The 12,721-nt window shown below is 68.3% G+C and carries 12 protein-coding genes; 6 read left to right on the top strand and 6 right to left on the bottom strand.

Annotation, left to right across the window (positions count from 1 at the left end; genetic code table 11):
* Positions 1 to 26: 26 nt before the first annotated feature.
* Positions 27 to 1,475, bottom strand: coding sequence for a regulator (locus tag CG740_RS21795; RefSeq protein ID WP_100576877.1), 1,449 nt, complete (start codon positions 1,473 to 1,475; stop codon positions 27 to 29).
* A 232-nt stretch (positions 1,476 to 1,707) separates the two neighbouring features.
* Here CG740_RS21795 and lipB point away from each other — a divergent pair, with 232 nt between their 5' ends.
* The 4 genes from lipB (at position 1,708) to CG740_RS21775 (ending at position 4,879) form a co-directional block, all read left to right on the top strand.
* Positions 1,708 to 2,505: a lipoyl(octanoyl) transferase LipB gene (lipB, locus tag CG740_RS21790; RefSeq protein ID WP_100576876.1), complete on the top strand. Its 798-nt coding sequence runs from the start codon at positions 1,708 to 1,710 to the stop codon at positions 2,503 to 2,505.
* Between the two features lie 166 nt (positions 2,506 to 2,671).
* Positions 2,672 to 3,628, top strand: a complete 957-nt coding sequence (gene lipA / locus CG740_RS21785) for a lipoyl synthase (protein ID WP_100576875.1) — start codon at positions 2,672 to 2,674, stop codon at positions 3,626 to 3,628.
* 311 nt (positions 3,629 to 3,939) lie between these two features.
* A complete protein-coding gene (locus CG740_RS21780) occupies positions 3,940 to 4,152 on the top strand; it encodes an SCO2195 family GlnR-regulated protein (RefSeq protein ID WP_100576874.1) in 213 nt (70 codons plus the stop codon).
* 19 nt (positions 4,153 to 4,171) lie between these two features.
* Entirely contained in the window at positions 4,172 to 4,879 is a 708-nt protein-coding gene (locus tag CG740_RS21775) for a DUF4191 domain-containing protein (protein ID WP_100576873.1), read from the top strand.
* A 149-nt stretch (positions 4,880 to 5,028) separates the two neighbouring features.
* On the opposite strand, the gene CG740_RS21770 is transcribed toward CG740_RS21775, so the two are convergent.
* A complete protein-coding gene (locus CG740_RS21770) occupies positions 5,029 to 5,496 on the bottom strand; it encodes an RDD family protein (RefSeq protein ID WP_100576924.1) in 468 nt (155 codons plus the stop codon).
* A gap of 209 nt (positions 5,497 to 5,705) precedes the next feature.
* Here CG740_RS21770 and glnA point away from each other — a divergent pair, with 209 nt between their 5' ends.
* Positions 5,706 to 7,115 carry a type I glutamate--ammonia ligase gene (gene glnA, locus CG740_RS21765; protein ID WP_100576872.1) on the top strand — a complete coding sequence of 470 codons (1,410 nt, stop codon included), beginning with the start codon at positions 5,706 to 5,708 and terminating at the stop codon, positions 7,113 to 7,115.
* Positions 7,116 to 7,412: 297 nt separating this feature from the next.
* On the opposite strand, the gene CG740_RS21760 is transcribed toward glnA, so the two are convergent.
* The 4 genes from CG740_RS21760 to CG740_RS21745 form a co-directional block, all read right to left on the bottom strand.
* Positions 7,413 to 8,234: a TIGR02391 family protein gene (locus tag CG740_RS21760; RefSeq protein ID WP_100576871.1), complete on the bottom strand. Its 822-nt coding sequence runs from the start codon at positions 8,232 to 8,234 to the stop codon at positions 7,413 to 7,415.
* A gap of 227 nt (positions 8,235 to 8,461) precedes the next feature.
* On the bottom strand, positions 8,462 to 9,706 hold the full coding sequence (locus CG740_RS39795; protein ID WP_159030375.1) for a hypothetical protein: 1,245 nt from the start codon (positions 9,704 to 9,706) through the stop codon (positions 8,462 to 8,464).
* A 74-nt stretch (positions 9,707 to 9,780) separates the two neighbouring features.
* Positions 9,781 to 10,314, bottom strand: coding sequence for an NUDIX domain-containing protein (locus CG740_RS21750; protein ID WP_100576869.1), 534 nt, complete (start codon positions 10,312 to 10,314; stop codon positions 9,781 to 9,783).
* Between the two features lies 1 nt (position 10,315).
* A complete protein-coding gene (locus CG740_RS21745) occupies positions 10,316 to 11,674 on the bottom strand; it encodes a transcriptional regulator (RefSeq protein ID WP_100576868.1) in 1,359 nt (452 codons plus the stop codon).
* Positions 11,675 to 11,903: 229 nt separating this feature from the next.
* Between CG740_RS21745 and CG740_RS21740 the strand changes: the two genes are divergently transcribed.
* A complete protein-coding gene (locus CG740_RS21740; RefSeq protein WP_100576867.1) occupies positions 11,904 to 12,665 on the top strand; it encodes a hypothetical protein in 762 nt (253 codons plus the stop codon).
* Positions 12,666 to 12,721: the final 56 nt, after the last annotated feature.

The following is a 12,721-nucleotide window of genomic DNA, read 5'->3' as shown; positions in this document are numbered from 1 at the left end:
CCGAGCCCGCACTCGGCCGAGGTGCCTCAGCCGAGGGCCGCCACCCGGTCCCGGTAGGTACGGACCGCCGCCGCGTCCCGGTACGGCTCCAGACGCCGCTCGAAGTCGCGCACGTACTCGACCGCGCGCGCCGACCGCATCTCGCTGGCCTGCTGCGCCGCCTCCGCACCCAGCGCACAGGCCTGATCGAGTTCGCCGAGCCCGAGCCGGGCGGTGGCGAGCACGACCCGGCAGAACAGCCGGGAGCGGGCATAGCCCGGCGCGCGCAGTTGCAGCGAGCGCTCCGCGTGCTGGGCGGCCGCGCGGTACTGCTGGAGATCGCGGTGGCAGTGGCCGAACTCGTCGGCCAGCTGCCCCTCGTCGAAGTGCCGGCCCCAGTGCGGCACGTCGTCGCCGGGCCGGGCGCTCTCCAGCGCCCGTTCGGCCCGCGCGAGCGACGCCGTGCACGCCCGGACCTCGCCCAGCACCCCGTGCCCCCGGGCCTCGACGGCGTTGAGCAGCGACTGCACGACCGGCGGCGCCGCCGAGCCCACCCCCTGCTGGGCGACCCGCGCCAGCTGCACCGCCTCGCGGCCGTGCCCCAGATAGACGGCCTGCCGGCTCATGGTGACCAGGACATAACTGCCGTACGCCCGGTCCCCCGCCGCCTGCGAGAGCCGCAGCGCCTGCACGAAGTAGCGCTGCGCGAGCCCGTGCGCCGCGATGTCGTACGAGGTCCAGCCGGCCAGTCTCGTCAGGTCCGCGGCGGCCGCGAAGAGCCGGCGGCCCACGTTCTCGCCGTAGCTGCCGCGCAGCATCGGCTCGGCCTCGTGCTCCAGATAGCGCACCAGGGCCTGGCGCGCGTGGCCGCCGCCGTAGGCGTGGTCGAGCGTGCGGAACAGTTCGCCGACCGACCGGAGCGCCGCGATGTCCCCGCCGGTCACCCGCTGTCCGGGCCCCCGGTCGGTGGTGCGCTGGCGGGGCACCGTGGGCCGGCCCTGGACCGGGATGCGGGTCACGTTGCCCGGCGGGGCCGGCTCACCGCGCCCCACCCGGTCGTCGGCCCGCCCGATCAGCCAGTCCCGGCTCGGGACCACCAGGCCCGCCGGGGTGAACGCGATCTTGCGGAGTTCGGCATGGCTGCCCGAGTCCTTGCGCCACAGGCCGCTGACGATGTCCACGGCCTCCTCGGGCGTCGCCGCGAACTCCAGGCCCGCGTACACCGGCGCACAGGCGTCGAGACCGAGGTCCTGCGCGGACAGCCGGCGGCCGAGCCGGCGGGTGAACACCTCGGCGATCAGCGCGGGTGTGGTGCCGCGCGGCTGCTGGCCGCGCAGCCACCGGGTGACCGAGGTCTTGTCGTAGCGCAGGTCCAGTCCGTGCTCCAGACCGAGCTGGTCAACGCGACGGGCGAGCCCCGCGTTGGAGAACCCGGCTTCCGCGATGAGTGTGGCGAGCTGGCGGTTGGGGGTGCGCTGCGAGGGTCGTTCCGTCATCAGCTCTGCGTTCTCCTGCCTTCCGGGCCAACCTTGCAGCCCTCATGGAACGGCGAGAATTTAGCGGTCAATACGGCCGGTGCCGCCACCTTCGCCCCCCATTCATCCGATCGTGTGGTGACGTGCCGTTTCTGCCGGGCTCCGGGGGGCGTGCGGGGGTCGTCGAACACGGTCGTACAGTGATTGAGGGCGCGCATCGATGGCATCCGAGAAGTTCGACAGGGGAGCTGGAGTGAACGAGCTGCGATTTGTCCGGCTGGGTTTCGGCGAGGACGCGGTCGAGTACCAGGAGGCCTGGGACGAGCAGCGCCGGGTGCACGCGGCCCGGTTCGCGGACGAGGTTCCGGACACCTGTCTGCTCCTTGAGCACCCCCCGGTCTACACGGCGGGCCGGCGCACCGAGGACAGCGAGCGCCCCCTGGACGGCACCCCGGTGATCGACGTCGACCGCGGCGGCAAGATCACCTGGCACGGCCCGGGCCAGCTGGTCGGCTACCCGATCCAGAAGCTCCCGCGCCCCGTCGACGTCGTCGCGCACGTCCGCCGTCTCGAAGAGGCCCTGATCCGCACCGCCGCCGACTTCGGCCTCGCGACCACCCGGGTCGAGGGCCGCAGCGGAGTGTGGGTGCTCGGCGACCCGGTCGAGCAGCGTCCGAAGCTCGGCGGCCTCTCCCTCGACTTCGACCCGCGGCTGAACGACGACGAGTTCGACCCCCGGCTCAACGGCCCGGAGTACGCGCCGTCCAACGCCGGGCAGCGCCGCGAGGACCGCAAGCTGGCGGCGATCGGCATCCGCGTCGCCAAGGGCGTCACCATGCACGGCTTCTCGTTCAACGTGAACCCGGACAACACCTGGTTCGACCGGATCGTGCCGTGCGGGATCCGCGACGCGGGTGTGACGTCGCTCTCGTACGAGCTGGGCCGCGAGGTCACGATCGAGGAGGTGCTGCCCGTGGTGGAGCGCCACCTCAAGGACGTCCTGGAGCACGCGGAACTGGCCCCCCGCGAGATCGAGCGGGCCTCGGCCTGACCGCCCCGGGCGGCCCCGGCCGGTCCTCGGCCCGGCCGACCCGCGGCGGGGGAATGCCCCCGCCCCTCCCGGGGTTGCCCCCACGGCAGTGGGCCGCACCCCGGCCGTTCAATCAACGGGCGTACCCTTGGGTTCGCCGAAGAATCGAAGTCACAGGGAGCCGGACGTGTCCGCAGTCGCACCCGACGGACGCAAGATGCTGCGCCTGGAGGTCCGGAACAGCCAGACCCCCATCGAGCGCAAGCCCGAGTGGATCAAGACCCGGGCGAAGATGGGCCCCGAGTACAACCAGCTCCAGAAGCTGGTGAAGAGCGAGGGTCTGCACACGGTCTGCCAGGAGGCGGGCTGTCCGAACATCTTCGAGTGCTGGGAGGACCGCGAGGCGACCTTCCTCATCGGCGGCGACCAGTGCACCCGGCGCTGCGACTTCTGCCAGATCGACACGGGCAAGCCCGAGGCGCTCGACCGCGACGAGCCCCGCCGCGTCGGCGAGTCGGTCGTCACGATGGACCTGAACTACGCCACCATCACCGGCGTCGCCCGCGACGACCTGACGGACGGCGGTGCCTGGCTGTACGCGGAGACCGTGCGCCAGATCCACGCGCAGACCGAGGGCCGCGCCGAGGGCCGCACCAAGGTCGAGCTGCTGGCCCCCGACTTCAACGCGGTCCCCGAGCAGCTGGAAGAGGTCTTCTCCTCCCGCCCCGAGGTCTTCGCGCACAACGTCGAGACCGTGCCGCGGATCTTCAAGCGGATCCGCCCCGGATTCCGTTACGAGCGCTCGCTCGACGTGATCACCAAGGCCCGCGACTACGGCCTGATCACCAAGTCGAACCTGATCCTCGGCATGGGCGAGACCCGCGAGGAGATCAGCGAGGCGCTCCAGCACCTGCACGACGCGGGTTGCGAACTCATCACGATCACGCAGTACCTGCGCCCCTCCGTGCGCCACCACCCCGTCGAGCGCTGGGTGAAGCCGCAGGAGTTCGTGGAGCTGAAGGAGGAGGCCGACGAGATCGGCTTCTCCGGGGTGATGTCGGGCCCGCTGGTCCGTTCCTCCTACCGGGCCGGCCGCCTCTACCAGCAGGCGATGGAAGCCCGGAGCGCCGCCACCACCGCCTGATCCGGGAGCGGCCTCGGAGACGGCTCCGGAAGCAGATCCGGAAGCGGATCCGGAAGCACCGCACGTGAATCCGCTCACAAGCGACTACCGACTGGTAATGGCCTCGCCGACGCGGCCCGTACCGTCCCCGCAGGTCGGGGCGCGCGTACGGGCCGCGTCAACGTTTGCGGGGTCCGCGTCAATGTTTCATTGGGGTTTGACCGCTTGGACACGCCCTGGTAACACCAATCAGTGACTCTGGCTTTACGCACCGCACACGCCCCCACGCCCACCGTCCGTTCCTGATCCCGTCCCGAGGGGGGACCCCGACGATGCAGGCCGCTACCGCTCCGCAGACCGTTCGAGCCACCACGCTTCCGTCCGTCACCGGCGCGCTGCGCGCCGTGGAGTCGTTGATCATGAGCTCCGGCCAGCGGACCGCCCGGCGCAACGCCTGGACCGCGGTCCTGGAGGACCGCCGCCGGGCCAAGGACCGGGTCGAGGCCCAGCACGTACTGGAGGCCGTGGCCGCCCGCCCCTCCTAGGCCACGTAAACTTCCTGGTATGGCGAGGAAGGCAACCGCAGAGAGCGCTGCGAACGATGCGAATGCGGGGCGACTGAAGCAGATCGCCCTGACCTACAAGATGACCCGCAAGGCCGACTCCAAGATCGGGCTTGTCATCGCTGGCGTGGGAATCGTCGTCCTCGGCGTCTTCCTCGCGATCGGGTTCCTGCTCGGGCACCCGGTCTATCTCGGCATCCTGGGTCTCCTGGTGGCCGTGCTCGCGATGGCGATCGTCTTCGGACGGCGTGCCGAGCGGGCGGCGTTCGGTCAGATGGAGGGCCAGCCGGGCGCGGCGGCGGCCGTGCTCCAGAACATCGGGCGCGGCTGGACCACCACCCCGGCCGTGGCGATGAACCGCAGCCAGGACGTCGTCCACCGGGCCGTCGGCCGGGCCGGCGTCGTGCTCGTGGCCGAGGGCAACCCGAACCGGGTCAAGTCCCTGCTGGCCGCCGAGAAGAAGAAGATGGCCCGCATCGTGGTGGACGTCCCGGTGCACGACGTGATCGTCGGTGACGGCGAGGGCCAGGTGCCGCTCAAGAAGGTGCGCACCACGCTCCTGAAGTTCCCGCGCGTGCTCTCGGGCCCGCAGGTGACCGCCGCCAACGACCGGCTGCGCGCCATGGGCGACCTGATGAGCAACATGCCGCTGCCGAAGGGCCCGATGCCCAAGGGCACGCGGATGCCGCGCGGCGGAAAGATGCGCTGACCCCCACCTCGTAGCAACAACCTCGTAGCAACAACGCCGTAGCACCAACGCCGTAGGCACAAGCCCGTAGGCACACGAGGCCTCGAACGCATACGAAGGCGGCCCGGACCGAGCTGGTCCGGGCCGCCTTCCGACGTAGGTGGGCGGGTCTAGATCCTGACCTGGACCGCGCGGGCGAGGCGGTCGTGCAGACCGCGGCCGTCGCGGTCCCAGATCAGCGCCGGGATCGCCAGGCACAGCAGCACGGTGCGCACGACGACCCGCACGATGCCGAGCCGGCCGCCCTCCTCGGCGACCACGCGCAGACCGAGCAGCCGCTTGCCCGGCGTGAACCCGACGGTCCCCACCGTGAGCACGCCGAGCACGAAGAACACCAGAAGCGCCCAGTTGCCCGCGCTGTGCTGGTTGCCGCGGGCGATCAGCTGGTACGCGATCAGGGCGCACAGGGCCCAGTCGATGAAGATGGCGGCGAACCGCCGCCCGAGCGGGGCCACCGAGCCGGGCCCGTCCTTGGGCAGACCGAGCCGCTGGCCCCGGTAGCCGAAGTCGACGCCCATGTCCTCGGCGGCCGCGCGGGGTCCCGAGAGCCACGATCCGATTGCTTGCCTGTTGTCCACGGATCCCACGGTACTGCGCCCGTTTTCGATCACTTCGGCCCGGGTCAGTCTTGGCACGCTTGTCACCAGGCCGGTTAACTTGGGTGAAACAAACGGGTCACGCTTGAGAAATCCCGCCTGCCTATGGTCGGGTCCAGCGTGTGCCACCGCACTGGCCGCACGACCGAGCTGCAACCCCGCCCCTCCCGGGTGGGAGTAGGAGGAGTTGGATGTTCCAGAACGGCGACGACGCGAAGAAGTTCATCGCGGACAACGACGTGAAGTTCGTCGACGTCCGGTTCTGCGACCTGCCGGGCGTGATGCAGCACTTCACGATTCCCGCGAAGGCGTTCGACGCGACGGAGGAACTGGCCTTCGACGGCTCGTCGATCCGCGGCTTCCAGGCCATCCACGAGTCCGACATGGCGCTGCGCCCGGACCTGTCGACGGCCCGCCTGGACCCCTTCCGCCGCGACAAGACGCTGAACATCAACTTCTTCATCCACGACCCGATCACGGGCGAGCAGTACAGCCGCGACCCGCGCAACATCGCCAAGAAGGCAGAGGCCTACCTCGCCTCCACCGGCTTCGCGGACACCGCCTACTTCGGCCCCGAGGCCGAGTTCTACGTCTTCGACTCGGTACGTTTCGAGACCTCCGCGAACCAGTCCTTCTACCACATCGACTCCGAGGCCGGCGCCTGGAACACCGGCTCCGAGGAGAACAACCGCGGCTACAAGGTCCGTTACAAGGGCGGCTACTTCCCGGCCCCGCCGGTCGACCACTTCGCCGACCTGCGTGCCGAGATCTCCCTGGAGCTGGAGAACTCCGGCCTCCAGGTCGAGCGCCAGCACCACGAGGTCGGCACGGCCGGCCAGGCCGAGATCAACTACAAGTTCAACACGCTGCTCGCCGCGGCCGACGACCTGATGCTCTTCAAGTACATCGTGAAGAACGTCGCCTGGCGCAACGGCAAGACCGCGACCTTCATGCCGAAGCCGATCTTCGGCGACAACGGCTCGGGCATGCACGTCCACCAGTCCCTGTGGTCCGGCGGCGACCCGCTGTTCTACGACGAGCAGGGCTACGCGGGCCTCTCGGACATGGCGCGCTACTACATCGGCGGCATCCTCAAGCACGCCCCGTCGCTGCTCGCCTTCACCAACCCGACGGTGAACTCCTACCACCGCCTGGTGCCGGGCTTCGAGGCGCCGGTCAACATGGTGTACTCGCAGCGCAACCGCTCCGCCGCGATGCGCATCCCGATCACGGGCTCCAACCCGAAGGCCAAGCGCGTCGAGTTCCGCGCCCCGGACCCGTCGTCCAACCCGTACCTGGCCTTCTCCGCGCTGCTGCTCGCGGGCCTCGACGGCATCAAGAACAAGATCGAGCCGGCCGAGCCGATCGACAAGGACCTCTACGAGCTGGCTCCCGAGGAGCACGCCAACGTCCAGCAGGTCCCGACCTCCCTCCCGGCGGTCCTGGACGCCCTGGAGGCGGACAACGAGTACCTCCAGGCCGGCGGTGTCTTCACCTCCGACCTGATCGAGACCTGGATCGACTACAAGCGCACCCACGAGATCGCCCCGATCCAGCTGCGGCCGCACCCGCACGAGTTCGAGCTGTACTTCGACATCTAGAGCGCGGGGTTGGGTGGCCTTGACCGGAGCCCCGAAAACGTGATGTGACCTGCGGAAACACTCTCCAGTGTTTCTCATTGGTACCGCTCGTTTTCCAGGCCCTTGTGCACCGGGTGTGCACCGGTCCGGCGGGTCTCTGACTGCGCGTCAGTCATAGTGAGGGCTGCTTCCCTGATTGCCAGGGAAGCAGCCCTCACTGCTTCGCCAAGTGCTTTGAGACGTCTCCGATTGGCCTATCCGTTGTTCAGAACATGCTGGTGTGGAACTCCTAGCTCCCCACGCGCTGAGGGTTGCGACTCAGGGCTGCACGCGGGCGTGGTCGAGACGACGGTGAACCATCGACAGAGTGGTCAACAGTTCAAGCAACTCGTCGTCGGAGACGGGTCGGTTAAGCCGCGGATCATGAGCGGTAGGGTTGCGATACATGCTGGCCAGTCCCTTCAGTAGGGACGCGAAGCCCTTCTGCTCGCCGGTTTCCGTCGGGGTTGCTCCGGAGTTGATGGCGACCCGTGGCGTGCCGGTGGAGCCGGGCATGAGGACAGCGTCGACCAACTGCGAACCGTCGCGCTGCTCTCCGGTGAGTTGCCGCAGCCGGTCAAAGACAGACTTCGTCGCTTCCAAACTGGCGTGGAACGCATTCTTCGTCAGGATCTCCCGGGTGCAGTACGCCAGGACCTGATGATGCGTTCCACGACGGCGAAGCTCCGCCCGCAGGGAGTTGGCGTGCTGCGCTGCCTCGCCCAGGGTGCTCGCGACCGGCCCACGAGCCACCTTTCCCGCCTCGTTGACCCGCAGGCCGATGTGGACCAGCACTTCGTTGAGGTCGTCGCATCGGCGGGAGAAGACATCGAGCTTCTGCGTGTAGCGCACGGGCGCCATCGCCTCGGCGATGAACCTGACCACGCAGTTCGACGCCTGGTCGCGTATCTGCCGTGCCCACAGTGCCCGAGCCAGCCGCTCACGCTTGTTGGGCCCCTCAGCCTCCGCGATGCCTATCTGAGAGAGCAGGAGACTGATCTCCCGGCCGGTCAGACCGTCGCTCGTGTCGGCGAGAACGTCCGCAATCGCAGTCACCGTGGCATGCGGCCAGACGGCGTAGGTGTTCTTGGCGGTGGTCATTCCATGCCCTTCCTGGGCCCGCTCCTTCTGCAGGCCAACCGTCCAGCATGGCATGAACACGCATCGCAGCAGTGTGAATTCTCTGGCTCCGAAAGTACGACCGGAAGGGGCTGCCTAGCTGCCGGTGGTCACCGCGAGTCGACCAAATATCCGTGTCACTGTTGGTCCCGCCGTTCAAGGGCACTGCGGAGTACCACACCGCGACGCACGGTCCGACAAGTGCAGCGTCACGCTGTCTCGGTCGCTCCAACGCCCCCCGCTAACCTGCGCGATCGGATCTTGCGCAGCACCTGTTCCAAGGGCTCGCTGAAGCCAACTTGGTGCACTTGCGTCCCATCGACCTCGATGACCTCAATGTGCCGGAACTCAACAAGTTCTTCGATAGTCGCCGGCTCGCTGTCGAAGTAGGCCCAGAGCTTCCTCAGCCGATCGAAGCCAGGTGCTTCATCTCGCTCCAGCCTCTCGATGACGCAGGCAAGATCGACGGCGGGACCGTCATGACTCCAGGTCTCCGTGAAGCCTCCTTGGGGGAAGTCCCGCGAAGCGCACCCGCTGGGAAACGCTCGCACTGCACGCAGCACGCAGTCTTCAACTGTCCGCGCGGCTTCCCTGTTGGGCACCTCCTGCTGCTCAAGAAGAACGCCTCCCTGCGCCTCGTGAAAGGCAATCCTGTCGTGCCGTACCTCGGTGCTGGTAATTCCAACCTTGCGCGCACGGAGCACGGGAAAGTGCATCACGTAAACGACGTGTACGGCATCGGGGTCTGTCGCTTCGGCGCAGCCGAGACAAGGAGCCACACCGCTCTTTAGCTCGGAGACCGAAATGCTTCGATCAGCACCGCAGTCAAGGCAACTGGCAGCAACCCGCTGACCGAATCGGGCATATCCCTCGTGGTCGCGCAACAACCGATGTGCTGTGAAGAACTCGTCTTGCCATGAAGCCAAGGGCAGCGAGAAGCAGTACGAACACCGGCTACGTCCAGGGTTGCTGCGGCTACCGAGAGTCCTCGACACGCTCCGTCTGGCGACGGTGCCGCATATGACGCACTCCACCGCGACCAACGACCACACGTGCTCCATCTGTGCAGCGAGCCCAACGGCATCCAAGACTTCACCGGCCGGACTGCGTGCAAGGAAGTCCTCCCCCAGGACGATCTCTGCGGCTTGTTCCACGGTAACGTCCCACTTCGAGGGATCGCTCACCAGACCCTGTTCGTACATCCGGCGGCACGAGCACCAGTCGCAGTAGCGGTTGTTGCTGTTGCGGATCTCGGTGTACGGGACGAGTTCGGCGCGATCACATTCAGTGCAGAGACACTGACGCGCATGCTCCGAAGAGACGTATGGCTCGATGGGATTCCAGCCAAGTTGCCGGTATCGTTTGTCGATACAGCCGACACATCGCCCCGGTTTCCCCTTCCGGTTGGCGCTGCCCCCAGCCTGACACTCCGGGCACTTTCGTTCTGTCGCCATACGCCCCTCCCACGCAGATCGAATGCTCGGGTCGGAACCGTATCTGCAGCCACTGACAGTGGGAGAAATTTCCGCTACTGCCAGCCGTTGAGGGAGACGTCCGCGCCACCGTCGAGGTAGCCGTGGAGGGCACTGGCGGTCGTGTCCACGAACTCCTCGGGGATGGAGTCGGTGTCGATCCAGCAGACCTGGGCGTGCTTTCGCGGCTCGCGGTTCTCGGGGGCCCCGGTCCACTCGTGGGCTGCGAAGACGACGGTCAGGAAGCCGTTGGGGGCCTCAACTCCCCATGCTCCGTGGATGATGTGGGCAACCTTGAGGGACTCCGGCTTCACCGTCAGGCCGGTTTCCTCGTAGAGCTCGCGCACCGCGGTCTCGGTGATGGGCTCGCCGGGTTCACTCTTTCCGACGGGCAGGTCCCACATGCCCTGGGCGAACTTGGCGTTCTCGCTGCGCTGTAGAAGGACGACGCGGTTGGTGGCCTTGTCGTGGACGATGACGGCGGCAACCAGCAGGGTCATGGATTCGAGGGCGGGCTTGAGAGCTTTCGGCTGGTCCTCGGTCTGCTGCTGAGCCACGGTGATCCCTTCGTCGGCCGGGTTGTTGGGCATGCTAAGGGAGTGCTTCTCGTGCGCGACGGGCGAGCTCGGTGGCTCCGGGCACCTTGCGCCGCTGGTAGGTCACGAGGGTAGATCGGAGCGACGTGATCGCTTTGCGGGTGCGGTCCGAGGTCATGCCCTCCATCAGCACCACGGCCTGGCTCCAGGCGGCGACTGCCTCGTCGGCGCGGGTCTGTGCGGCCAGGCTGTCGCCGAGGTCTGCGTATGTGAGGGCGTGGACGCGCTTGTACTTCTCCGGGTCCCAACGGGTGAGCGCGTCGCGGTGTTGCTGTTCGGTGCCGACGTGATCGGCGAGGTCGGTCAGAGTGCGGGCGGTGTGGCTGGCGACGGTGCCGGCGGCCGGGCCGCTGACGCGGGAGTAGCTGGGCTGGGGGCCGTCCTCGCGCAGCAGGGCGTCTTCCGCGGCGAGCAGGGCGCGGGCAGCGTGTGCTCTCTCGCCGGTGGCTGCGTAGGCGCGGGCGTGGGTGATGTGGAGCAGGGCCTCGGTCTGGCCGTCGATGTGGCCAAGGCCGCCGGCCAGCGCGGCTTCGGCGAGGTCGATGCAGTGGTGGGGTTGCTTGAGGCTGAGGGCCTGGTGGGCGAGGGCGCGCATCATCCAGGCGGCGTGGCCGTGGGGGTCTGCTTCGCAGGCGAGCTGGTAGCCGACTTGGTAGTAGCGCTGGGCGGCGCCCTCCTGGCCGAGGTCGTGGTGCTTCCAGCCTGCTAGGTAGGCGAGTTCGGCCACCGCGCCGAAGGCGGCCCGGCGTAAGACGTCGGTTGGGAAGCGGGCGCGGAGCATGGGAGCTGCTGTGTCGGCGAGGTAGGCGGTCACGGTGGTCAGGCCGTGGCCGCCGCCCAGGCGTTCGTCGGCTGCGCTGAAAGCGGCGGTAATCTGCCGTACAACGTCCACATCCTCCGCCCCCACCAGGGTCGTGCCGGTGCGGGCGCGGAGCATGCGGGTGGTGGCTTCGTGGTCGTAGGCGAGGGGCATGGCGACGCCGGCGGTGGTGAAGGCGGCGATGGCGAGGAAGCGGCGGCGTTCGACGTCGGCGCGGCCGAGATCGGTTGCGGCAAGGACTGGGTCCGGGTTCGGTTCGTCGGCCGTGGAGTCGGGTGCGGCCAGGCCGATCTCGACCTGAGTGACGGTCCTGTGGGACCGGCGGGAGAGGGCTTCGGCCAGGTACTGGCCGGTCCTGCCGGTGGGGTGGCGGGTTCCGCTCACCCAGTGGGAGATGGCCGACTTGTTGGTCTGCAGCATCTCGCCGTTCTCCGCGGCGACGCGGCGGACGTCCTTGGCGAGGGCCTCGAAGGTGCAGCCGACGGCGTCGATCGTTTCGCGCAGGCGGGAGTTGGGCTCTCTCGGTGCTGCCACGACCGCCTCCGATCCGGGGCTGTAAACCGCGTATACCGCTTGGCCTGCTCTTCACCGTACCCACTGAGCGTGACGGGCGGTTCACTAATCATCAGCCGCCCGGAACGGTTCAGGTCCGACCGTGAATCCAGGCTCCCCACTTGGCCGGGCGGCACCCAAGTTCCGTACGCCCGCTCCGGGTTCGGGCATTCCTATGCCCGAACCCGGCCGATCAGAGACGGAGACCCAGGTGACCACCATCGACACGGCGACCAATACGGCCATCACGGTCGAGCTGCCCGAGGCATTCGACGAGCGCTGGAGCCGCCTGCCCGGCATCCAGGTCGAAGGCCGGCGCATCACCATCGACCCGGCCGAGTACTTCTTCCGCTTCGAGTCCAACACCTGGCTCGTCGTCGACTGGGAGCTGGTCAAGGCCCAGCTCCTGAACGTGGATGAGACCGCGGAGAGTGCGGTCGAGCAGCTCGCCCTCGACTTCATCAAGGCCCACGCCGCCTCCACCTCGGATGCGGCCCGCGTGCTGGCCACCGCGTACGAGGTGTACGCCTACCTGTTCCGCGAGGAGCACCTCGCCGGCCTCGGCCTGCCGCAGATCACCGCCGACCACCTGCGGATGCTTCGCGAGGCGGCCACGCTGATGGCGCTGAACAAGGTCGAGCTGGACGGGCACATCTCCAACATCGGCCCGTGCTGGTTCTTCCCCGCCGCTACCTCCGTCGTCTTCGACCTGGACGACGAGACCGGCGGCATGCTCGATGAGGTCTACCACGGCGGCTGGTTCAACGAGCACCGCCGCATCGAAGCCATCAAGGCCCACACGGCGCTCGGCGGACGCCTCGTGCACGGCTGCCAGTCCGTGCCCGACCAGTCCGGCGGGGTCGTCGCACCCTACGGTGCCTCGATGGCCAACTTCCGTGACGACCTTGCCCAGTTCAAGGCCGGCTGGATCGAGCAGGTCTACGCCCGCCGCGTGAGCGACCCCACCGCGTAACACCCGACCAGGCTCCGGGGCGGGCAGGCCACCTTCGCCCACCCCGGACGCCACCA

The sequence above is a fragment of the Streptomyces sp. CB01201 genome, from assembly GCF_002803085.1.
In the GTDB taxonomy this organism is placed as follows: domain Bacteria; phylum Actinomycetota; class Actinomycetes; order Streptomycetales; family Streptomycetaceae; genus Streptomyces; species Streptomyces hundungensis.
Note: the sequence above shows the minus strand (reverse complement) of the source record. Positions and strands in the feature narration are given on the sequence as shown.

Coding starts and splice junctions, on each gene's coding strand:
- CG740_RS21795 (WP_100576877.1), bottom strand. CDS start 1,475: ATGACGGAACGACCCTCGCAGCGCACCCCCAACCGCCAGCTCGCCACA.
- CG740_RS21780 (WP_100576874.1), top strand. CDS start 3,940: ATGCAGGCCGCTACCGCTCCGCAGACCGTTCGAGCCACCACGCTTCCG.
- CG740_RS21775 (WP_100576873.1), top strand. CDS start 4,172: ATGGCGAGGAAGGCAACCGCAGAGAGCGCTGCGAACGATGCGAATGCG.
- glnA (WP_100576872.1), top strand. CDS start 5,706: ATGTTCCAGAACGGCGACGACGCGAAGAAGTTCATCGCGGACAACGAC.
- CG740_RS21760 (WP_100576871.1), bottom strand. CDS start 8,234: ATGACCACCGCCAAGAACACCTACGCCGTCTGGCCGCATGCCACGGTG.
- CG740_RS39795 (WP_159030375.1), bottom strand. CDS start 9,706: ATGGCGACAGAACGAAAGTGCCCGGAGTGTCAGGCTGGGGGCAGCGCC.
- CG740_RS21750 (WP_100576869.1), bottom strand. CDS start 10,314: ATGCCCAACAACCCGGCCGACGAAGGGATCACCGTGGCTCAGCAGCAG.